Origin of the sequence: Marinobacter fuscus (assembly GCF_003007675.1) — a bacterium.
In the GTDB taxonomy this organism is placed as follows: domain Bacteria; phylum Pseudomonadota; class Gammaproteobacteria; order Pseudomonadales; family Oleiphilaceae; genus Marinobacter; species Marinobacter fuscus.
This window is the reverse complement of sequence record NZ_PXNP01000023.1, coordinates 1-21,977: the sequence shown is the minus strand read 5'-3', so window position 1 is coordinate 21,977 and position 21,977 is coordinate 1. Positions and strand designations below refer to the sequence as shown.

At 55.9% G+C, this 21,977-nt stretch carries 20 protein-coding genes, 2 rRNA genes and 1 other RNA gene; 3 read left to right on the top strand and 20 right to left on the bottom strand.

Going from position 1 to position 21,977, the window contains the following annotated elements; all coding sequences use genetic code 11:
- Positions 1–3: 3 nt before the first annotated feature.
- From C7H09_RS05995 to rsmI, 6 genes are all read right to left on the bottom strand, one after another.
- Positions 4–1,746 carry a peptidoglycan D,D-transpeptidase FtsI family protein gene (locus tag C7H09_RS05995; protein ID WP_106761698.1) on the bottom strand — a complete coding sequence of 581 codons (1,743 nt, stop codon included), beginning with the start codon at positions 1,744–1,746 and terminating at the stop codon, positions 4–6.
- Positions 1,747–1,775: 29 nt separating this feature from the next.
- A complete protein-coding gene (gene ftsL, locus C7H09_RS05990) occupies positions 1,776–2,180 on the bottom strand; it encodes a cell division protein FtsL (RefSeq protein WP_106761697.1) in 405 nt (134 codons plus the stop codon).
- A gap of 28 nt (positions 2,181–2,208) precedes the next feature.
- A complete protein-coding gene (gene rsmH, locus C7H09_RS05985) occupies positions 2,209–3,168 on the bottom strand; it encodes a 16S rRNA (cytosine(1402)-N(4))-methyltransferase RsmH (RefSeq protein ID WP_106761696.1) in 960 nt (319 codons plus the stop codon).
- Positions 3,165–3,617: a division/cell wall cluster transcriptional repressor MraZ gene (gene mraZ, locus C7H09_RS05980; RefSeq protein WP_106761695.1), complete on the bottom strand. Its 453-nt coding sequence runs from the start codon at positions 3,615–3,617 to the stop codon at positions 3,165–3,167. Before mraZ ends, rsmH begins: the two co-directional genes overlap by 4 nt.
- A 305-nt stretch (positions 3,618–3,922) precedes the next feature.
- Positions 3,923–4,274: RNase P RNA component class A (gene rnpB, locus C7H09_RS05975), an RNA gene on the bottom strand.
- A gap of 38 nt (positions 4,275–4,312) precedes the next feature.
- Positions 4,313–5,182 (bottom strand): 16S rRNA (cytidine(1402)-2'-O)-methyltransferase, encoded by an 870-nt coding sequence (gene rsmI / locus C7H09_RS05970; protein ID WP_206074279.1) that lies wholly within the window; start codon positions 5,180–5,182, stop codon positions 4,313–4,315.
- Between the two features lie 136 nt (positions 5,183–5,318).
- On the opposite strand from rsmI, the gene C7H09_RS05965 reads away from it, so the two are divergent.
- Genes C7H09_RS05965 through C7H09_RS05955 form a run of 3 tightly spaced genes read left to right on the top strand, consistent with a single transcriptional unit; the run spans position 5,319 to position 8,148 of the window.
- Complete coding sequence (locus C7H09_RS05965; RefSeq protein WP_106761693.1) at positions 5,319–7,169, top strand: penicillin-binding protein activator; 1,851 nt, start codon at positions 5,319–5,321, stop codon at positions 7,167–7,169.
- Positions 7,170–7,181: 12 nt separating this feature from the next.
- Positions 7,182–7,547, top strand: a complete 366-nt coding sequence (locus tag C7H09_RS05960) for a YraN family protein (protein WP_106761692.1) — start codon at positions 7,182–7,184, stop codon at positions 7,545–7,547.
- Positions 7,548–7,557: 10 nt separating this feature from the next.
- On the top strand, positions 7,558–8,148 hold the full coding sequence (locus C7H09_RS05955) for a D-sedoheptulose-7-phosphate isomerase (protein WP_106761691.1): 591 nt from the start codon (positions 7,558–7,560) through the stop codon (positions 8,146–8,148).
- 26 nt (positions 8,149–8,174) lie between these two features.
- Here the strand turns inward: C7H09_RS05955 and C7H09_RS05950 are convergent, their stop codons facing one another.
- The 14 genes from C7H09_RS05950 to C7H09_RS05885 form a co-directional block, all read right to left on the bottom strand.
- A complete protein-coding gene (locus C7H09_RS05950) occupies positions 8,175–8,576 on the bottom strand; it encodes a ClpXP protease specificity-enhancing factor (protein ID WP_420844184.1) in 402 nt (133 codons plus the stop codon).
- Between the two features lie 56 nt (positions 8,577–8,632).
- Positions 8,633–9,262, bottom strand: a complete 630-nt coding sequence (locus tag C7H09_RS05945) for a glutathione S-transferase N-terminal domain-containing protein (RefSeq protein WP_106761689.1) — start codon at positions 9,260–9,262, stop codon at positions 8,633–8,635.
- Positions 9,263–9,365: 103 nt separating this feature from the next.
- A complete protein-coding gene (locus C7H09_RS05940; protein WP_106761688.1) occupies positions 9,366–10,121 on the bottom strand; it encodes a cytochrome c1 in 756 nt (251 codons plus the stop codon).
- On the bottom strand, positions 10,121–11,353 hold the full coding sequence (locus C7H09_RS05935) for a cytochrome b (protein WP_106761687.1): 1,233 nt from the start codon (positions 11,351–11,353) through the stop codon (positions 10,121–10,123). The genes C7H09_RS05940 and C7H09_RS05935 overlap by 1 nt, the downstream gene beginning before the upstream one ends.
- Complete coding sequence (petA, locus tag C7H09_RS05930; protein WP_106761686.1) at positions 11,353–11,949, bottom strand: ubiquinol-cytochrome c reductase iron-sulfur subunit; 597 nt, start codon at positions 11,947–11,949, stop codon at positions 11,353–11,355. The genes C7H09_RS05935 and petA overlap by 1 nt, the downstream gene beginning before the upstream one ends.
- A gap of 235 nt (positions 11,950–12,184) precedes the next feature.
- Positions 12,185–12,577 carry a 30S ribosomal protein S9 gene (gene rpsI, locus C7H09_RS05925; RefSeq protein ID WP_106761685.1) on the bottom strand — a complete coding sequence of 131 codons (393 nt, stop codon included), beginning with the start codon at positions 12,575–12,577 and terminating at the stop codon, positions 12,185–12,187.
- Positions 12,578–12,589: 12 nt separating this feature from the next.
- The gene (gene rplM / locus C7H09_RS05920) at positions 12,590–13,018 is read right to left on the bottom strand and encodes a 50S ribosomal protein L13 (RefSeq protein WP_106761684.1); all 429 of its coding nucleotides are present in this window, start codon (positions 13,016–13,018) and stop codon (positions 12,590–12,592) included.
- Between the two features lie 202 nt (positions 13,019–13,220).
- Positions 13,221–14,024 carry a TatD family hydrolase gene (locus C7H09_RS05915; protein WP_106761683.1) on the bottom strand — a complete coding sequence of 268 codons (804 nt, stop codon included), beginning with the start codon at positions 14,022–14,024 and terminating at the stop codon, positions 13,221–13,223.
- 22 nt (positions 14,025–14,046) lie between these two features.
- Positions 14,047–15,627, bottom strand: coding sequence for a peptide chain release factor 3 (gene prfC / locus C7H09_RS05910; RefSeq protein WP_106761682.1), 1,581 nt, complete (start codon positions 15,625–15,627; stop codon positions 14,047–14,049).
- A gap of 63 nt (positions 15,628–15,690) precedes the next feature.
- On the bottom strand, positions 15,691–16,173 hold the full coding sequence (gene rimI / locus C7H09_RS05905; protein WP_240616513.1) for a ribosomal protein S18-alanine N-acetyltransferase: 483 nt from the start codon (positions 16,171–16,173) through the stop codon (positions 15,691–15,693).
- Positions 16,170–16,982, bottom strand: coding sequence for a hypothetical protein (locus tag C7H09_RS05900; RefSeq protein WP_106761681.1), 813 nt, complete (start codon positions 16,980–16,982; stop codon positions 16,170–16,172). The genes rimI and C7H09_RS05900 overlap by 4 nt, the downstream gene beginning before the upstream one ends.
- 24 nt (positions 16,983–17,006) lie before the next feature.
- Positions 17,007–18,557 carry a 2-isopropylmalate synthase gene (locus tag C7H09_RS05895; RefSeq protein ID WP_106761680.1) on the bottom strand — a complete coding sequence of 517 codons (1,551 nt, stop codon included), beginning with the start codon at positions 18,555–18,557 and terminating at the stop codon, positions 17,007–17,009.
- A 113-nt stretch (positions 18,558–18,670) separates the two neighbouring features.
- Positions 18,671–18,785, bottom strand: a 5S ribosomal RNA gene (gene rrf / locus C7H09_RS05890).
- 101 nt (positions 18,786–18,886) lie between these two features.
- Positions 18,887–21,778: ribosomal RNA gene (locus C7H09_RS05885) — 23S ribosomal RNA — on the bottom strand.
- Positions 21,779–21,977: the final 199 nt, after the last annotated feature.

The following is a 21,977-nucleotide window of genomic DNA, read 5'->3' as shown; positions in this document are numbered from 1 at the left end:
AGGCTAGCCTCTCCCCCCAGCCACCGGACGGGCACTGGCCGCCTGGCCAACCTCCAGCTCCGGTTTTACGTTCAGCAATCGCAGTGCGTCACCCATCACACGGGCGAAAACCGGTGCCGCAACCTCTCCGCCGTAATACTCCCCGGACTGGGGGGCATCAACCGCAATCACAGTAACGATCTTCGGGTCATCAATGGGGGCCATACCGGCGAAAATCGCTTTGTACTGGTTATCTTCATAGCCCCGCGCTCCAACCAGGTGAACGGTGCCGGTTTTACCACCAGCAGCATACAAACCTGGCTGCGCGCGCTTACCGGTGCCCTTGGAAACGGCAAGTTTAAGCATGTTGCGTACCGCGCCGGTCACTTTCTCAGATAACACCCGTTGCCCTTGCGGCCGCTGATCCTGCCTCATCAAACTCAGGGGGTAGCGAATTCCTCCGTTGGCAATCACCATGTAGGCTTGGGCCAATTGCAGAGCGTTTACACTCATGCCGTAGCCATAGGACAGTGTTGCCTCTTCCACCGGTCGCCATTTCGGGTGAGCAGGCAGCACGCCCACCGCTTCGCCGGGGAACCCGATACCGGTGGCCTGGCCCAGCCCCAGCCGCGCGTAAAGGTTGCGCAAACGCTCGCCGCCAAGGTCTGTGGCAATTTTGCTAACCCCCACGTTGCTGGACTTGACGATTATCTGGGTCAGATCCATCAGCCCGTAATTACGATGATCACGAATGGTAAAACGGCCAAAACGACGATAGCCGGGGGAGGTATCAATCGAACTGTTCACCGTATACTCCCCGGACTCAAGCGCTGCGGCGATGGTCAGGGGCTTTATGGTCGAGCCCGGCTCGAACAGATCGGTAATGGCTTTGTTGCGCAAATGTTCAGGCGATAGCTGGGAACGGTCATTAGGGTTGTAAGACCCCTGATTGACCATGGCCAGCACTTCGCCGGAATCCACATCCAGCATTACCAGGGTGCCGCCCCGGGCTTTGTGGGCACTGACCACCGCCTTCAGCTCCCGATACGCCAGGTACTGCAAGCGCAGGTCGATACTCAGCGTCAGATCCTTTCCCGGCCGGGCATCCCGGATCAGCATCAGATCCTTGATCACCCGGCCACGATTGTCCTTCAGCACCCGTTTCTGGCCGGGCTCTCCGGTCAGCCACTGGTTGTAGGCAAGCTCGATACCTTCCTGGCCATATTCATCAATATTGGTAAAGCCAACCACGTGCGCGGTCACTTCACCGGCGGGGTAATAGCGCCGGTATTCCTGCCGTGCATAGATGCCGCCAATACCAAGCGCAAGGGCTTCCCGGGCAATGGCGGGCTGTACCTTACGGCGCAAATAGATAAACTCCCGCCCGGAATACTGCTGCAGGCGCTCCCGCAAGCTGCTCTCGGACATTCCGAGAACCCGCGCCAGTGACTTCAGCGCAGGATCAGTCGGGTCGGTTTCCGAGGGGTTGGCCCACAGGGTCTGCACCGGTGTACTGATGGCCAGAGGTTCGCCATGGCGATCCGATACCACACCACGGTGCGCGTCGATCGTCTCGACCCGGATGGTTCGTACATCACCCTGGTGCCGGAGAAAGTCATGATCGACCACATGCAGATCCACAAGGCGCCAGCCAATGCCGGTTACCGCCAGCAAAAAAGCACCAAGCACGCAGCCGAAACGCCAGGCTTTCATGCCTGCCGCCAAACGCACTCTCCAGCTGTCTGGTTGCTTTCCCTGACCGGGCACTTGGTCTCTCCGGATGTTGATAATCGGGTTCAGTTAGCCCTGTGCGGCGACATCAGCGGCACAAGGACAATATCCTGACGGCCGGGTACCGCCATGTTGAATCGCGCTGCGGCCAGGTTTTCTACCCGACCGTGGGCACTGAGTGCACTTTGCTCAAGCAACAGCTGGCTCCACTCCCGCTGATAGCTGTCGCGCTGCTCCTGAAGACTCGCCAGAGTGTTGAACAGCTCACGGCTTTCATGGGCACTGACAACAACCCCCAGGGCCGAAACCAAAAGGACAGCCACTAAACCAAGAGTAACCAGCACTCGCGCCTCGCAGGTGGCCGCAAACACCTGCCGGGAAAGACGCACGGCCGTTGCAACACCCTCGCGCACCCGCTGGCGATTCAACCTCGTAGCTTTTACCGGTTCCTCTATCGCTACCGCACCCATGATGTCACGCCCCCCCTGCGCCTACGCCTTAATTTGATTTGCGTTCCAGAACCCGCATAACGGCACTGCGTGCCCGCACGTTTTCTGCTATTTCCTGCTCATTGGCCTTACTGGCCTTACCGATAAGCCGGAATTCAGAGGCCTCCTGTTCCGCCGTCACCGGAATGCCCCTCGGCAACTTTGGACCGCGGGCGAGATCGCGCATGAATCGTTTCACCAGGCGGTCTTCCAGTGAATGAAAACTGATCACGACCAGGCGCCCGCCCGGTGCCAGGCGCTCAACTGCCGACTGCAACCCGGCCTCGAGATCTTCGAGCTCCCGATTGATAAAGATCCGGATAGCCTGGAATGCCCGGGTTGCCGGATGCTTGTGTTTTTCTTTTTTGGGCACAGCCTCCGCGACAAGTTCGGCCAGTTGTCGGGTGGTGGCAATCGGCTCCTCGTCACGACGGGCCACCACCAAACGGGCGATACGGCGGGAAAAACGTTCCTCGCCATATCGCCAGATCACATCTGCAATCTCTTTTTCTTCCGCCCGGGACAGCCACTCGGCAGCACTGGGCCCCTGCAGCGGATTCATCCGCATATCCAGAGGGCCGTCCCGCATAAACGAGAAACCGCGGGCGGCATCATCCAACTGAGGAGACGACACGCCGAGATCCATCAGAACGCCGTCAACCTGCTGCCAGCCCTGCTCAAGAACCGCCTGATCCAGTTCGGCAAACGAACCGTGATAGCGACGGAAACGGGCATCTTCGGCAGAGAGTGCATCGGCAACACGAATCGCTTCAGGGTCCTTGTCGATACCAAGCAACTGCCCTTCGGCACCCAACATGCTTAAAATCAGACGGCTATGACCGCCACGGCCAAAGGTGGCGTCGACAAAACTCCCGGCCCGGCCCGGCCCGCCAACGAGATACTCCACGGCCTCATCGAGCAGCACAGAGCGGTGTCTGAACGCCTGATCAGCGCCTTGACCCCCGGTCATAGCGACAGAGCCTCCATCTCGGGAGGAATCTCTTCGTCATCAAGCGATTCATCCAGCCACTCGAACCAGCGCTCCTCGCTCCAGATTTCCAGCTTGTTACCCTGACCAATCAACATCAGTTTTTTCTCCAGATGGGCGAAATGCCTCAAGGTAGGCGGCACCAGTATGCGGCCAGCGGAATCCAGCTCCATGGGTGCGGCGTTGCCGATCACCAAACGCTGGAGGCGCCGCACCCTTGCGTTCATGTTTGGCAGGGCATCGATCTGCGGGCGCAATACATCCCACTCCGGCTCTGGATAGAGCAACAGACAACGATCACCGCTCGGATTGACAGTCAATACAATACGGCCACCACAAAGCTGCGTGATCTCCTCACGCAGCTTCGCGGGGATCGCCAAGCGCCCCTTTGCGTCCATATTGATGGCATGACTGCCAAGAAAGTTGCTCATTTACGCCGCATCCATGGGTGCGCTTTGCCACAAAATACCACCAGAAACCACTTCTCCCCACTTCCGCACACTATAGAAACACGCAAATGACAATGCAAGCGCAGCAGCAGGCGCCACACATTAAAAACTTCCTTTGAGGACAAGGGCTTAGGAAGAGGAAGCTGACAGATTTGTTAAAAAGACGTAAAGAAAAGGATATAAAACAATTACCTGCAAGCACCTTTAAATAGCCAACCTGAGGTTTAAGATCTTTTGGCTATAAAAGATGACTTGTGAGAAAGGTGTACTTCACACCGATAAGCGGATTGATGAGCTCGCCGATAAGCCGGGTTCTGTCGTGGACAGTCATTCATCTAGGGCCTGCGTCACCACAGGCCTCAAGCAACCTACCCGAATCCAGCGCGGGCCACGCCATTGGATTCCTATTTGGTCTTGCTCCAGGTGGGGTTTACCATCGCCGTGGACTGTTGCCAGCCACGCGGTGCGCTCTTACCGCACCATTTCACCCTTACCGGTACCCGAAGGTACTTAGGCGGTATACTCTCTGTTGCACTTTCCGTCGGCTCGCGCCGCCCAGGCGTTACCTGGCACCTTGCCCTGCGGAGCCCGGACTTTCCTCCCCCGGAAAACTCCGGCGGCGACTGTCTGGCGAGCTCGGTGCCGACAATACTCCCGCACTGATCAGCATGCAAGCGCTAATCCTGCTTTAATTCAAGCGCCCGCTGGTAGAGTTCGTTTTTTCCAAGACCGCTGACCTCTGCCACTATTTTTGCAGCCTTCTTAACCGGCAACTCTGCCAGCAAAAGCTGCAGCAACCGATCCGCATCAAGATCGACGGTCTCGCCTTCCGACGGCGCCGAACCACGAACCACCACCACGAATTCACCCCGGGTTCCGTTCGAATCTGCCTGTAACTGCTCAAGCACAGCCGTGGCCGTACCGCTGTAAAAGGTTTCAAAGGCCTTGGTGAGCTCCCTGCCAAGCACACACTCCCGCTCGCCACCGAATTCTTCAGCCAGATCCTGCATCAGATCGATGATTCTGTGGGGCGACTCGTAAAACACCAGGGTAGCTTCCTGGGTGCGAAGCTCTGCCAGCGCGGCCCTCCTTCCAGCTCTCCTGGCGGGCAAAAAACCAGCAAACAGGAAGCGATCCGTCGGCAATCCGGCAACCGAGAGCGCGGCAACCAGCGCACAAGGCCCGGGTATCGGCGTAACCGGGTAACCCGCTTTTCTGGCTTCCCGCACCACGACATAACCTGGGTCGGATATCAGTGGCGTACCCGCGTCTGAAATCAGCGCCACGTGCAAACCCTCATCCAGCGCCGCGAGTATCCTGCTGACCCGATCCCGCTCGTTGTGATCGTGCAAGGCAACCATTGGCTTTGTAATCCCGATATATTGCAGCAACCTTGCACTATGCCGCGTGTCTTCAGCGGCCACCAAATCAGCCGCTGACAACACGCTCCGACTGCGGTCGGAGAGGTCGGCGAGGTTGCCAATAGGAGTGGCAACCACAGATAGCCGCCCGCCGGACAGATGCGTTACAGAACCGGTCATATTCATTCCTGCTGTCGAAAATAAATCTCAAGACCGACTCCGCATGACTGCCACGTCATGTGAATTGCGCCGGGAGCTGGTAAACTTGCCAGCTTAATCGCGGCACCACAAGCCCCATGATTCGAAGAGCAATGAGTCCGTTATGACCAAACGCAGCAGCTACAGCACCGGCCTGGCCCTGATCATTCTGATGACGCTTTACCTTGGCGGGTGCGCCGGCATCAACCTGGACCAGCATATGGCGGATAACCCGGAGCAGGCGCTCGCCCTAGCCAGAGACGAGGGCGATCCGGCAGTGGGCCAGCGCTACCTCCTCAGAATGGCCAGCCGCTTTCAAGATCAGGGGCAACCCCAGGACGCACGAACCTTGTTGCGGGATCCGATTTTTGCAACCGCCGGTGACGAGATCGAACGCCAGCGTTACCTTCTGGCCCTTGCCGCCGCGGTAGAACTTCAAGACAGCACCTGGGCGAGAAAGCTGACAGACGGCGTTGCTACCGAGCACTTTCTGGCCTATCCGGCCGAGCTCCTGGCCCGGGCTGCCCTGCTTCAGGCAGACGCCCGGCAGTTGGCTGGCGACCCGCTCTCCGGTGCAATGACATTGATTCTGCTAGGCCAGGCTGACGCCAGCTCGCCGCCTGGGGAGATCCACGACAGAATCTGGCAATTGCTGAAACCAGTTAACCAAGCCCGCCTCCAGGCCGCCGCCGATGATGCGATCGGCTTTGAAGCCCAAGGGTGGCTGGAGCTGGCCCTGCTTCTGCGTGCCCGGGACATCGACCTGGATGATCAGGGCCGCCTGATCCGCCAGTGGCAGAACAATTGGCCGGGCCACCCGGCTGCACAAATTCTGCCAACCGAACTTGCTCTTGTGGCCGAACTGGCGGCAAGTCGCCCGGAAAAGCTGGTATTGGCCTTGCCCCTCAACGGCAACCTTGCCAGCGCTGGAAAGGCCATTCGGGATGGATTTCTGTCGGCCTATTATCAGGATGACAGCACAGATCGCAGCAAAACCGATATCCAGGTAATCGATACCACGGAACGCCCCTTTATCGAGCTATACCGTGATCTGGCAAAGAACAGCCATGACCTGATCGTTGGCCCCCTGAACAAAGATGCCCTCACCCAGCTTTCCCAGCTACAGATTTTGCCCGTTCCCGTGCTTGGCCTGAATTACCTGCCGGCAAATACGAAGAAACCCGACGGACTCTATCAGTTTGGCCTATCAGCGGAAGACGAGGCACGCCAGATCGCCGACCGCCTGGACACCGACAACCTGCGCCAGGTGCTGGTTCTGATTCCATTTGGGGAATGGGGCGATCGCGTGGAGCAGGCTCTGCAAAACCGGATGCAAGAGCTCGGATTACTGGCGCTGAATGTTCAGCGATTCATGCCCGAAGACAATCTGCGTGCGGTGACCGCAGATCTCCTCGGCATCACCGCTTCAAGGGACCGGGCCATACAGGTTGAGCGCACCATCGGTATGAACGTTGAGTTCGAACCCAGGCGGCGACAGGACGCAGAAGCCGTTGTGCTTGTGGCCACTCCCACGGTTGCCCGGCAATTCAAACCCCTCTTTGCTTTCTATTACGGCGGAGACCTGCCCGTTTACTCACCGTCCATTGTCTACGAAGGGGCGCCGAACCCGGGCAAGGACAGAGACCTGAACGGAATCCTCTTTACGGATATCCCCTGGGTGCTGGCGGACGACAATCCGTTCCGCCTTGAGGCCACCCGACATCTCAATGGCACCAGCGGGCAGTTGGGCCGGCTTTTCGCTATGGGCGCAGACGCCTGGCAACTAAGCAAACGCCTCCCGCTACTTCGTAAAGTCGAGGGCACGACCATCGACGGTCAAACCGGGAAACTGACCATGGATCCCGATGGCGGCATTCACAGAGAGCAGTTGTGGGCCAGGTTCCGCAATGGAGTGCCCCGGGTTCTTGCACCGGCTTCGGCAGGCAAGAACCCCCGGCCACAGATTCAGGAATAACACCGTAACGCCATGGACGGCCCCAGAGAAATTGGCAAGCACTACGAGGGTGTCGCGGAGCGATACCTGGCCACCAAAGGCGTCAGGATAACAGAGCGCAACGTACACAATCGCGGCGGCGAGATCGACCTGATCGGCATGGACGAAGATGTTCTGGTGTTCTTTGAGGTTCGATTTCGCACCGAAGGGGCACTGGTTTGTCCGATCAGCTCGGTATCTCCGGCCAAACAGAAACGACTACGCCGAGCAGCGGCCTTCTATCTGCATCGAAACGGCTTGTGGGACACTCTGACCCGAATCGATGTCATCGGTATTACGCCGGGTCAGACCAGCAAATACCGGATACAATGGCTCAAGAACGCAATCCAGGCAGAATAACCGGAGCACCATGACCGATCCAGCTCAAAGAATTAACCAGTGGTTTGCCAGCCACATGGAACATACTGCGCAGGCCGCCAGCATGGTGGGCCCATCCATCGAACAAGTTGCCCAGGCGTTTGTCGACACGCTACTTCAGGATGGCAAGCTGATTACCTGCGCCAACGGCAATGCCAATGTTCTGGCACAGTATTTCTGCACCGCTCTACTGTCACGGTTTGATCAGGATCGACCGGCCCTGCCCGCCATCAATCTGGGCGCAGATGCAACCACCTACTCGGCGATCTGTCGGGATAACCGCTTTAACGATACTTTCTCCCGCCAGGTGCGCGCCATCGGCAAACCTGGCGACCTGCTCTTCGTGATTGTTGATGATGGCCACAAGGCCAACCTTATTCAAGCGATTCAGGCCGCCCATGACCGCGAAATGCAGGTTGCCGTTCTGAGTGCGCGGGAAAAATCCGACATTACCTCACTGCTACTGCCGGAAGATCACGAAATCGCACTGCACGACCTTCCTCCCCATGAGGCCGCCCCCTTGTTGATGGTCATCATCAACACGCTGTGCGACCTGATCGACCAGAAACTATTCGGCGGATAAAAAAAGCCGGCGATTGCCGGCTTTTTTTATTTCACAACTTTCAGGGTAGGCCTGCCTGTGGGCCTCTCGTCCGCTGGCCTTGCACCTGTCGAGTCGGTACCGTCAGGATCCGGCGACCCCGGCTCGCTGCCGAACACCATGCCTTCACCATTTTCTTTGGCGTAGATGGCCACCACCGCCTGCAACGGAATAAAGACCTGCATTGGCACTCCACCGAAGCGGGCACTGAACTCCAGTGCGCTGTTACCAATCACCAGGCCTCTTACCGCACCCGGGCTGATGTTCAACACTATCTGCCCATTGGCGACGTGCTCGGTAGGAACCTGAACACCCTGCACACCCGCATCAACCACAATGTAGGGCGTGCAATCGTTTTCCAGAATCCACTCATTCAACGCACGTACCAGAAATGGCCGGCTGGATGTCATGGCGATACTCATATCAGACACTGCAAACTCCTGCCCCGAAATACGGATTCCGGCTATCAGCTTCGAATATCTTCTTCCAGATCCGAAAGACTGGCCTTGAAGCCTTCACGCGCAAAAATGCTGTCCATATACTTCTGCACCGGCTTGGCCTGTTTCTCGTTAAGCTCGATACCAAGCGCTGGCAAACGCCAGAGGATGGGCGCAATACAGCAATCGACGATGGTGAACTCTTCAGACATGAAAAACGGCATCTCGGCAAACAGAGGGGCTGCCGCCAGCAGGCTTTCTTTGAGTTCCTTACGAGCTGCATCGGCCGCTTTGCCCGTCGGCTGCGCCAGAATCTGATCTACCAGCGCACACCAGTCCCTCTGAATACGATGAATCATCAGGCGGCTGTTGGCCCGTGCCACCGGATATACAGGCAGTAGCGGAGGGTGCGGGAAGCGCTCGTCGAGATACTCCATCATGATATTAGGCTCATAAAGAACCAGATCACGATCAACCAGTGTCGGCAAGGCATTATACGGATTCACATCCGCCAACTCCCCGGAAGGGTTGTCCGGATCCACATCCACGATATCAACGGTGACACCTTTCTCGGCCAGCACGATGCGCACACGATGACTGTAGTGGCTTGCAGGATCCGAGAAAAAAGTCATTGATGACCGCTTGGTCACAACGCCCATATAGCTACCTCACGATTCGGAAGATCGAAACAATGCAAAAACGCAAAAATCCAGCGAACCCGAAGATTCGCTGGAGTCAGGGGTCGGGATTATACCCTAAATCTTAATGTACGTCTTTCCAGTACTCGCGGTTGAGCAAGTAGGCGACGACAAAGAAGATTGCGACGAAAATCAGCACGAAAATACCCAGACGCTCGCGCTCCACTTTCACCGGATCACCCATATACGACATAAAGTTGGTGAGATCCCACATGGCCTGATCGAACTCGGGGCCGGTCATAGTGCCCTCAATGGCATAATCCGGGCAGACGTCTGCATTGTTCACGTTGCCACTGAGCGGCTCCACGGAGGCACCAACACCCACATTGGGCTTAACAGCACACAAACCCTGCATTTCAACCAGCACATGCGGCATACCAACATTGTCGAACACAATGTTATTAACACCCAGCGGACGCCCCTCATCTTTATAGAAGCCGCGCAGGTATGAATATACCCAGGACTCGCCACGCAGACGGGTCTCAAGCGTCAGGTCAGGCGGCGGAGCACCGAACCAGCCTGCAGCCATGTCTTTACTCATGGAGATTTTCATCAGTTCACCGATTTTTGCGCCGGTGAAGATAAGGTTCTCTTCGTAAAGCTCGACCGGGATCTCCAGGTCATCCGCAACACGCTTGTAGCGTGCATACTCCATGGAATGGCATCCCATGCAGTAGTTGGTGAACAGGGCCGCACCGCGCTGCAGCGAAGCCTTGTTTGTGTGATCAGGCTCCATCGGATCGAGAGGAACCGCGGCACCGGCCGCCAGCCCGAGAGCTGGCAGCAGAGCAAAAACGAGACCGAAAATCAGCTTTCTCATTATCCTGTTACCCTCTCTGGTACTGGCTTGGTTTTCTCCATGCGCGTATAGAACGGCATGAGGATAAAGTACAGGAAGTACAGCACGGTCAGAATCTGAGCCACTCTGGTACGGCCTTCTGTTGCAGGCACAATACCCAGATACCCAAGAACTACGAAGCTCACTACAAAGATTACGAGTGCAATCTTGCTCAGCATACCCTTGTAGCGAATAGACCGCACCGGACTCCGGTCAAGCCAGGGCAGAACAAACAGCACGGCAATCGCACCACCCATCACGACCACACCCCAGAACTTCGCGGGCAAGCCCAGGAAGTCGACGGTAACCGCCCGCAGCATGGCGTAGAAGGGCGTAAAGTACCAGACCGGCGCTATGTGCTCAGGCGTCTTCAGGGCGTTTGCCGGCTCGAAGTTCGGCTTCTCGAGGAAGAGACCGCCCATCTCCGGGAAGAAGAACACCACGATAAAGAAGATAAAGAAGAACACACCCACGCCCAGAAGGTCGTGAACGGTGTAATATGGATGGAACGGAATACCGTCTTTCGGAATGCCGTTTTCGTCCTTGTTCTTTTTGATCTCGATACCATCAGGGTTGTTAGAGCCCACTTCGTGCAGAGCCAGGATGTGCAGCACAACCAGGGCCAGCAGTACGATTGGCAGTGCAACGACGTGCAGAGCAAAGAAGCGGTTCAGAGTGATGCCGGAAATCAGGTAGTCACCACGAATCCAAAGCGACAGATCTTCACCAATCACAGGAATCGCACCGAACAGGTTAACGATAACCTGGGCACCCCAGTAAGACATCTGGCCCCAGGGCAGCAGGTAGCCCATGAAGGCCTCTGCCATCAGCGCCAGGTAGATCAGCATGCCGAATACCCAGATCAGCTCACGGGGCTTCTGGTACGAGCCATACATCAGGCCGCGGAACATGTGCAGGTAAACCACCACGAAGAAGGCGGAAGCACCGGTGGAATGCAGGTAGCGCAGCAACCAGCCCCACTCGACGTCTCGCATAATGTACTCAACGGAGGCAAACGCACCCTCAGCCGAGGGATTGTAGCTCATGGTCAGCCAGATGCCGGTAACCAGCTGGTTAACCAGTACCAGCATGGCCAGGGAGCCAAAGAAGTACCACATGTTGAAGTTTTTCGGTGCGTAGTACTTGGCAAGGTGCTTGTTCCACGCATCGACGATCGGCAGGCGCTCATCAACCCAGTTAATTAATTTCTGCATTATGCTGCCTCCGGATCAAGACCAATCGTCATGGTCGAGTCATTGTCAAACCGGTAAGGCGGAACCTCAAGGTTCAGCGGCGCCGGCTGACCGGACAGCACTCGGCCGGACAAGTCGAATTTGGAACCGTGACAAGGGCAGAAAAGACCACCGAGCCACTCGTCGCCCAGGTCTGCAGGAGCAACCTCAGGCCGGTAGGTCGGCACACACCCAAGGTGCGTACAAATACCAACCAGTACCACAAACTCCGGCTTCAGAGACCGGTAAGTACCGCTGATATAGGTCGGCTGCTGACTCGCCGCTTCGGATTCGGGATCCTTCAGCTTGGGCGTCATCTTTTCAATGTTCGCCAGCATGTCTTCGGTTCTCCGGATAATCCACACCGGCTTACCCCGCCATTCGACGGTGATTTGCTGACCAGGTTCGATTTTGTCGACAGTTACGGTAACCGGTGCACCGGCCGCTTCCGCTTTCGCACTGGGATTCCAGGACGCCACGAAAGGTACGGCTGCACCGACGACGCCGACACCACCCACCACAGACGTCGCACCGATCAGAAATCGGCGTCGGCCTTGGCTCACGTCGCCATTACTCATTATGGTTTTCTCCCATCAGGCGAGGCACAGACGCGGAAAACCGGCACTGCGCTTCGAAAAGGACTTCACAACCCAAAAATATAAGCGCTGAAATGGTAATGAAATTACCCCTCTCTTACAAGCCGGAAAGGCCTGCAGCCGTGCCTATCCCTGCGCCAGATCAAAAATATTTTCAGGGTTCGCAAACAAAAAAACCCGGCCAAAAGACCGGGTTTTCCATCGGACAAGACGCCGATTAACGCTTGGAGTACTGCGGACGCTTACGCGCTTTGCGCAGACCCACTTTCTTACGCTCAACTTTGCGCGCATCACGGGTAACGTAACCCGCTGCACGCAGCGACGGACGCAGAGTTTCGTCGTAGTCCATCAGCGCGCGGGTCAGGCCGTGGCGAATAGCGCCTGCCTGACCACTGATACCACCACCTTTGACGGTGATGGAGATATCGAAACGATCTTCGGACTCAGCGACAACCAGCGGCTGACGAACGATCATGCGCAAGGTTTCACGACCGAAGAACTCTTCGATGGTGCGACCGTTGATGGAAATGTTACCGCTACCCGGCTTGATAAAGACGCGAGCCGTGGATGACTTGCGGCGACCAGTACCGTAATTTTGTGCTACAGACATATCCGCCTTCCGTTAGATGTCGAGTTCTTTGGGCTGCTGGGCTGCATGAGGATGCTCAGCACCGGCATAGACTTTCAGCTTTTTGAACATGGCACGGCCAAGCGGGCCCTTCGGAAGCATGCCTTTGACAGACTTCTGAATGATTTGCTCGGGAGCCTTGTCTACCAGCTTCTCGAAATTGATGGATTTGATTCCACCCGGAAAGCCAGTGTGGCTGTAGTACATCTTCGCAGACGCCTTTTTACCAGTAACCTGCACCTGACCGGCATTGATAACAACGATGTAATCGCCAGTGTCTACGTGAGGGGTATACTCAGGCTTATGCTTGCCCCGCAGACGAAGGGCGATTTCGGTTGACAGACGACCCAGCGTCTTGCCGGCTGCGTCTACAACGTACCAGTCACGTTTTACTGTTTCTGGTTTCGCACTCAGAGTCTTCATTGATTCCGCCTTGAACGCTATATAAGAAACGTTAAAAACCACCACCGGTACAGACAAGGCATCCGGAGGCAGTTCACACCTGTTTGTTGCGTTGACACCATTCGGGGCTGAGATAGTGACATCGCATTGAAAAGCCAGGGCGCGAAGTATACTCAAACCCTGAAAAAAAACCAACCCCGCTGTTCTGGGTTTCGCCAATCCCCTATGATTCAGCCTTGGGCGCGAAAGGTAACTCCCCACTGCCACGCTGATAAAGACTGCCGACATTACTCAACAAAATCCGCTCGAGATCTGCTGGGCTTTCGTCACGAAGCCCGGCAAGCGCATCAAATATATGAGGCAGATGCAAAGGCGAGTTCTTGCCTTTGGCAATGCCGCAGGGAGGCATGTCGGGCGCATCGGTTTCCAACACCAGCGCCTCAACGGGTAGCCGGGCAATCGCTGCACGGGTCTTAGCGGCCCGCTCATAGGTAATTGTACCGCCAACCCCGATAAAACAACCGAGATCGACAAACTTGCAGGCCTGCTGGTAACTTCCGGCAAAGCCGTGTATCAAAGCCCTGCCCTGCCAATGTTCTTCCCGAAGGATTTGATAAACCTGGTCGTGCGCCTTGACCGAATGAATCACCAGAGGAAAGCCGAGGTTACTCGCGAGCCGAACTTGCGCTCTAAACCAGTCTTCCTGCATCGAGTGCTGCCCGGCGAGAGCGTCCAGGCCGCACTCGCCGAGCGCCAGGCAGCGCCCGGGCGCCATCGCCAGTAACCGCTCAAGCTCAGCCAGATCAGAAGGCTGGTGCTCGACAACGAACCAAGGATGAACACCCAGGCAATACCAGAGCGCCGAATCGTCACCGGCGACAGATTGCACCCGAGACCAGTGCTTGCTCCGAACGCCGGGTATGACAATATCGGATATGCCCTGCCCTCTGGCCTGATCAACTATCTGCTTCCGGTGCCCGTCAAATACCGGAAAATCAAAATGGCAGTGCGCATCAACCAGGCGCATGGCTGAGCTCCCAGTGGCTTGCTTAGTGCTCCCGGGTCTTGTGGAAGTGAACATCCGGGTATCGCTCCTGCGCCAGGTTCAGATTCACCATGGTCGGGGCAATGTAGGTGAGCCTGTCCGCACCGTCCAGAGCGACGTTATCCTGATTCTTGCGCTGAAATTCATCCAGCTTGCGGTCATCATCACAAGTTACCCAGCGAGCAGTCGCAACGTTGATCGGCTCGTAGACAGCCTCGACCTTGTACTCACCCTTGAGGCGCGCCACAACAACATCAAACTGCAGAACACCTACCGCCCCAACAATCAGGTCATTGTTCTTCATAGGCCTGAATACCTGCACGGCACCTTCTTCCGACAGCTGGATCAGGCCTTTTTGCAATGCCTTCGCCTTGAGCGGATCTTTCAGCCGGATTCGCCGGAACAACTCCGGTGCGAAGTTCGGGATACCGGTAAACTTCATATCTTCACCCGCAGTGAAGGTGTCGCCCAACTGAATAGTGCCGTGGTTGTGCAGGCCGATAATATCACCGGCAAACGCCTGCTCGGCGTGCTCCCGGTCGCCCGCCATGAACGTCAGCGCATCCGAAAAACGGACATCTTTGCCAATCCGCACATGGCGGGCCTTCATGCCCTGATTGTAGCTTCCTGACACGATGCGCAGAAAGGCGATCCTGTCCCGGTGCTGGGGATCCATATTCGCCTGAATCTTGAACACAAACCCCGAAAATCCGGACTCGGCAGGCTCTACGGTACGCAGATCGGTCGCCCTCGCCTGCGGCTGTGGTGCCCACTGCACCAGCCCGTCGAGCATATGATCAACACCGAAGTTACCCAGTGCCGTTCCGAAAAAGACCGGCGTCAGCTCACCGGCAAGGAAGGCTTCCTGGTCAAACTCGTGGGAAGCACCTTTTACCAGCGAGATTTCGTCACGGAGGTCTGCTGCATAAGCTCCGAGCACTTCATCCAACTCCGGGTTATCCAGATCTTTGATAATCCGCTTGTCCTGAATGGTATGCCCCTGGCCCGACTGGTAGAGAATCACTTCATCTCTCAGAAGGTGGTAAACCCCCTTGAAGCTCTTGCCCATACCAATGGGCCAGGTGATGGGCGCACAGGCGATCTTCAGTACGTCTTCCACCTCATCCATCAATTCAATCGGATCCCGCGTATCCCGATCCAGTTTGTTCATGAAGGTGAGAATGGGCGTATCCCGCAACCGCGTGACTTCCATCAGTTTGATGGTTCGCTCTTCAACCCCTTTGGCACTGTCGATTACCATCAGGCAGGAGTCGACGGCGGTCAGGGTACGATAGGTATCCTCAGAGAAATCTTCGTGTCCCGGCGTATCCAGCAGGTTGACCAGCTTGTCGGCGTAGGGAAACTGCATAACCGAGGTGGTCACCGATATACCCCGCTCCTTTTCCATTTCCATCCAATCTGACTTGGCATGCTGACCGGATTTCTTTCCCTTGACCGTGCCCGCCTTCTGCAATGCCTGCCCGAACAGAAGCACCTTTTCCGTGATGGTGGTCTTACCCGCGTCCGGGTGCGAGATAATCGCAAAGGTGCGGCGCTTGGCCACTTCCAGTGAAAGGTTTGACATAGAAAACGATAACCTGATTCAAGGTGGGTGAAAGAGGGGGCTATTATACGGAGTCGGGGCGCCTCAGGTGAACCGTAGCGCCATAACAAGGGCATCTTCACGGCCGGAAACACCCGGGTAGTATCCTTTTCGCCGGCCGATCTCATCGAAGCCTGAGCGCAGATAGAGACGAGCCGCAGCTTCATTGCTTGCCCGCACTTCAAGGATCATTTGCGTGCAAGCCTCGCGCCGGGCCTCGCGGACAACTGCATTCAAAAGAAAAGCACCTACACCCTGGCCGCGCTGCCCGGGATGCACACAAATATTCATCAGGTGGGCCTCATCTGCAAGGTAGCTGACGACAGTATATCCCTGGATAGCCCCCTCGATTTCCAGCACACGGCACCGGTAATTGGCCTTGAAACAATCCTCAAACACCGCTTCAGACCAGGGATGGGAATGCCCAAGCCGCTCAAGCTCCATCACCGCGGGTACGTCGCCCGATACCATCGGACGCACCATACAGTGCAGGCTGGCAACCCTTGCTTCAAGCGGACGGGCGGTCATTGTGCAGGCGCCAAATGACGAATCGCAAGCCACAGCTTTCGCTTCACAGCCGGATCCGAACTCAGGGCTGCGAGTGACTCTGCGAAATTGATCACAGCACCGTCAACACGATTGGAAACAACCTCTTTCAGGGTGCCCAAACCTTTTGCTGTATCCAGCCCGAGCACAATTAACGCGCCTTTCGGCTGAAGCCAACCCGACAGTGCGCCTTCAAGATCCTGAGAACTGTTTACCGAGACCCTCAGGTTATTGAATAAAGGCCACCGCATGGCCTCTGCAGCAAAAGGCGAGCTTTCGCCCAAACTGCGCAGAATATTCAAAGCCAGAGTTTCCTGAAGGGACAGACTGACATCCTCGGAAAGCTGACAAAGCAATGTAGCCCGCTCACCGCGCCAGAACTTGAGATAAAGCCGGGGAACGTCCGAACTAGCCGCAACGGGCATCTCAGCCGGCCCGGACACCGCGCTTTCAAGCACTTCCGGCTCGCCAGCCCGCGACTCGGACCCAGGCACCGGTGTACCCGGCTGCTCGGGCGTATCGGCTTTCCGAACAGCGCCCATCAAGGTCTGCAGCTGAGCGATTTTTTCACGCCCGGACCCGGCGTTCCGCGGGTAATCACCCGTACGTTCAGGTACTGACACCCCAGAAACTTCCGGTACCGTGGTGGCCTCGCGCTGGCCGGAGGAAAAGTCGAAAGCCGGGCTGCGTGCAGCCCCCGGCACCGGCTCCCGGGCATACCACATACGTATCCCGACAGCTCCAAGATAATACTGCCGCTCTGCTTCCGAGTGAATCACTTCAACACCCATCCACTGTGTGCTCGCCAGAACCAGCTACACATCGGCTACCTGGGGGTGCTGCCGGATTCCTCCGCGAGAAATGAGGTTAAGTGCTTCGATGTAGGCTTTAGCCGACGCAATGATGATATCGGTATCGGCCCCGACTCCGTTAACAATTCGGCCACCTCGTTCAAGGCGAACGGTAACCTCGCCCTGCGCATCCGTTCCGCTGGTGATGTTGTTGACCGAGTAGAGCTGCAGATTGCATCCGGAGTCGACCAACGACTCAATGGCCTTGAAGGTTGCATCAACCGGACCGCTACCCTCGGCTTCGACCTTGTGTTCTTTGCCATCCATGAGCAACGTCAGAGTGGCTCGGGGCACTACGCCGGTTTCTGAACAAACCTGCATACACACCAGTTCGAAACGCCCTTCTTCATCTTTCTGACGGGTATCGCTGGCAATCGCCTGCAAGTCCTCGTCAAAAATCTCGTGTTTCAGATCTGCCAATGCCTTGAACCGGGTAAAGGCTTCGTTCAACTCACCTTCGGTATCAAACTGGATACCTAACTCCAACAGCCGCGTTCGGAAAGCGTTTCTACCTGAATGCTTACCAAGTACCAGGCTATTTGTATGCCAGCCAACATCCTGTGCCTGCATGATCTCGTAAGTTTCACGATGCTTGAGCACTCCGTCCTGGTGAATGCCGGACTCATGAGCGAACGCGTTGGCCCCAACAATGGCCTTGTTCGGCTGAACCGGAAAACCTGTAATAGTCGACACCAGGCGGGATGCAGGCACAATGTGGCGGCTGTCGACGCGGGTATCAATATTGAACAGATCCTGACGCGTGCGAACCGCCATGACGATCTCTTCAAGAGAGGCATTACCCGCCCGCTCTCCCAGGCCATTGATGGTACATTCAACCTGCCGGGCTCCGTTGCTGACCGCTGCAAGAGAGTTGGCAACCGCCAACCCCAGGTCGTTATGGCAATGTACCGAAAAAATCGCCTTGTCGGCGTTGGGAATACGGTTTAGCAGCTGATGAATGGTCTCGCCAAACTGCTCCGGGATAGCGTAGCCGACGGTATCCGGTATATTGATCGTGTTCGCGCCAGCATCGATAGCAGCTTCAATAATCCGGCATAAGAAATCAAGCTCAGAACGGCCTGCGTCCTCACAGGAAAATTCAACATCATCAACGTGACTTCGTGCCCGCTTTACCGCCCGAACAGCCTGAGCAATCACCTCGTCGGGCTCCATCTGCAGCTTATGCTTCATGTGGATTGGCGAGGTGGCAATAAAGGTGTGAATACGAGAACGCTCGGCAGGGCGGATAGCCTCGGCAGCCCGGTCTATATCTTTGTCCAGCGCCCGGGCCAGACTACAGACCGTGGATTCCCGAATATTCTCCGCAATGGCCTTCACCGCTTCAAAATCACCCTGGCTGGCAATCGCAAAGCCGGCTTCGATAACATCAACCCGCAGTTTTTCCAGCACCTTGGCTATCCGGAGCTTTTCCGCTTTATTCATGGTTGCGCCAGGACTTTGCTCACCATCCCTGAGGGTCGTATCGAAAATCACCAAATGATCGTTTGCAGCCATGGCACAGCTCCCGTCAAAAATCTTGATTTAATTGTCGTGCCGAGTATATCACTTCTCTGAAGCCCAAAATAAAAAAACCCCAGCTTCATAGAAGCTGGGGTTTGGTATTAGGAGCCTGACGATGACCTACTCTCACATGGGCAACGCCACACTACCATCGGCGCAGGACTGTTTCACTTCTGAGTTCGGGATGGGATCAGGTGGTTCCAGACCGCTATGGTCGTCAGGCAAATCGGTTGATCACTGGTTGGACGGGATAGAAGATGGGAGTTTTCACTCCGCTGTGATGAACGATTTCGCAGGTTATCCGCAATTATCTTGGGTGTTATATAGTCAAGCCGCACGAGCAATTAGTACCGGTTAGCTCAACGCCTCGCAGCGCTTACACACCCGGCCTATCAACGTCCTGGTCTTGAACGGCTCTTCAGGAGGCTCGAGGCCTCGGGGAGATCTCATCTTGGAAGGGGCTTCCCGCTTAGATGCTTTCAGCGGTTATCCTGTCCGAACATAGCTACCGGGCAATGCTTCTGGCGAAACAACCCGAACACCAGAGGTTCGTCCACTCCGGTCCTCTCGTACTAGGAGCAGCTTTCCTCAAATCTCCAACGTCCACGGCAGATAGGGACCGAACTGTCTCACGACGTTCTAAACCCAGCTCGCGTACCACTTTAAATGGCGAACAGCCATACCCTTGGGACCGGCTTCAGCCCCAGGATGTGATGAGCCGACATCGAGGTGCCAAACACCGCCGTCGATGTGAACTCTTGGGCGGTATCAGCCTGTTATCCCCGGAGTACCTTTTATCCGTTGAGCGATGGCCCTTCCATACAGAACCACCGGATCACTATGACCTACTTTCGTACCTGCTCGACGTGTCTGTCTCGCAGTCAAGCGGGCTTGTGCCATTACACTAACCGCACGATGTCCGACCGTGCTTAGCCCACCTTTGTGCTCCTCCGTTACGCTTTGGGAGGAGACCGCCCCAGTCAAACTACCCACCACACAGTGTCCTCAACCCCGATAAGGGGCCAGAGTTAGAACCTCAAACATGCCAGGCTGGTATTTCAAGGTTGGCTCCACCGGAACTGGCGTCCCGGTTTCAAAGCCTCCCAGCTATCCTACACAAGCATGCTCAAAGTTCACTGTGAAGCTATAGTAAAGGTTCACGGGGTCTTTCCGTCTAGCCGCGGATACACCGCATCTTCACGGCGATTTCAATTTCACTGAGTCTCGGGTAGAGACAGCGCCCCCATCGTTACGCCATTCGTGCAGGTCGGAACTTACCCGACAAGGAATTTCGCTACCTTAGGACCGTTATAGTTACGGCCGCCGTTTACCGGGGCTTCGATCAAGAGCTTCGCACGAATGCTAACCCCATCAATTAACCTTCCGGCACCGGGCAGGCGTCACACCGTATACGTCCACTTTCGTGTTTGCACAGTGCTGTGTTTTTAATAAACAGTCGCAGGGGCCTGGTATCTTCGACTGGCTTCTGCTCCACCCGCGGGGGTTTCACATACACGCCAGCGTGCCTTCTCCCGAAGTTACGGCACCATTTTGCCTAGTTCCTTTACCCGAGTTCTCTCAAGCGCCTTGGTATTCTCTACCTGACCACCTGTGTCGGTTTGGGGTACGGTCTCGAATAGCCTGAAGCTTAGAAGATTTTCCTGGAAGCAGGGCATCAATGACTTCGCGTCCGTGGACACTCGTCGTCACGTCTCAGGATTGAGGACCCGGATTTGCCTAAGTCCTCTCCCTACTCGCTTAAACCGGGACAACCGTCGCCCGGCTCACCTAGCCTTCTCCGTCTCTCCATCGCAGCTATCCAAGGTACGGGAATATTAACCCGTTTCCCATCGACTACACCTTTCGGTCTCGCCTTAGGGGCCGACTCACCCTGCGCCGATTAACGTTGCGCAGGAACCCTTGGTCTTCCGGCGTGCGGGTTTTTCACCCGCATTATCGTTACTCATGTCAGCATTCGCACTTCTGATACCTCCAGCATGCTTCTCAACACACCTTCGCAGGCTTACAGAACGCTCCCCTACCCCGCATACAGAGTATGCAGCCGCAGCTTCGGTGACCAGTTTGAGCCCCGTTACATCTTCCGCGCAGGCCGACTCGACTAGTGAGCTATTACGCTTTCTTTAAAGGATGGCTGCTTCTAAGCCAACCTCCTAGCTGTCTGAGCCTTCCCACATCGTTTCCCACTTAACTGGTACTTTGGGACCTTAGCTGGCGGTCTGGGTTGTTTCCCTCTTCACGACGGACGTTAGCACCCGCCGTGTGTCTCCCGGATAGTACTCACAGGTATTCGGAGTTTGCATGGGGTTGGTAAGTCGAGATGACCCCCTAGCCCAAACAGTGCTCTACCCCCTGTGGTATTCGTCCGAGGCGCTACCTAAATAGCTTTCGGGGAGAACCAGCTATCTCCGGGCTTGATTAGCCTTTCACTCCGATCCACAAGTCATCCCCTGGCTTTTCAACGACAGTGGGTTCGGTCCTCCAGTTGATGTTACTCAACCTTCAACCTGCTCATGGATAGATCGCCCGGTTTCGGGTCTATGCCTAGCGACTGATTCGCCCTATTCAGACTCGGTTTCCCTACGGCTCCCCTAAACGGTTAACCTCGCCACTAAACATAAGTCGCTGACCCATTATACAAAAGGTACGCCGTCACAGAACAAGTCTGCTCCGACTGCTTGTACGCATACGGTTTCAGGGTCTATTTCACTCCCCTCACAGGGGTTCTTTTCGCCTTTCCCTCACGGTACTGGTTCACTATCGGTCAGTCAGGAGTATTTAGCCTTGGAGGATGGTCCCCCCATGTTCAGTCAATGTTTCTCGTGCATCGACCTACTCGATTTCACTGAACTCAGGTTTCGGATACGGGGCTATCACCCACTATGGCGGCACTTTCCAGAGCCTTCTCCTACCAGTTGTTCAGCTTAAGGGCTGGTCCCCGTTCGCTCGCCGCTACTGAGGGAATCTCGGTTGATTTCTTTTCCTCAGGGTACTTAGATGTTTCAGTTCCCCTGGTTCGCCTCTTACACCTATGTATTCAGTGCAAGATACCGATCCGAAGATCGGTGGGTTTCCCCATTCAGAGATGCCCGGATCACAGCTTGTTTGCCAGCTCCCCGAGCCTTATCGCAGGCTTCCACGTCTTTCATCGCCTCTGACTGCCAAGGCATCCACCGTATGCGCTTAGTTGCTTGACTATATAACCCCAAGATAACTGGGTTCCGAGGAACTCAATCTCTTGTGGCTGTTTCATCAACAACCTCAACGATAACACCGGATAACGCTTGAAATCGCTATCACTTTGAACAATCTTCTCTCGGAGATAATGAGAGAAGAATATTCTGTTCTATCTCGTCCAATTTGTTAAAGAGCAAATCTGACCCAGTGATCAGAAAG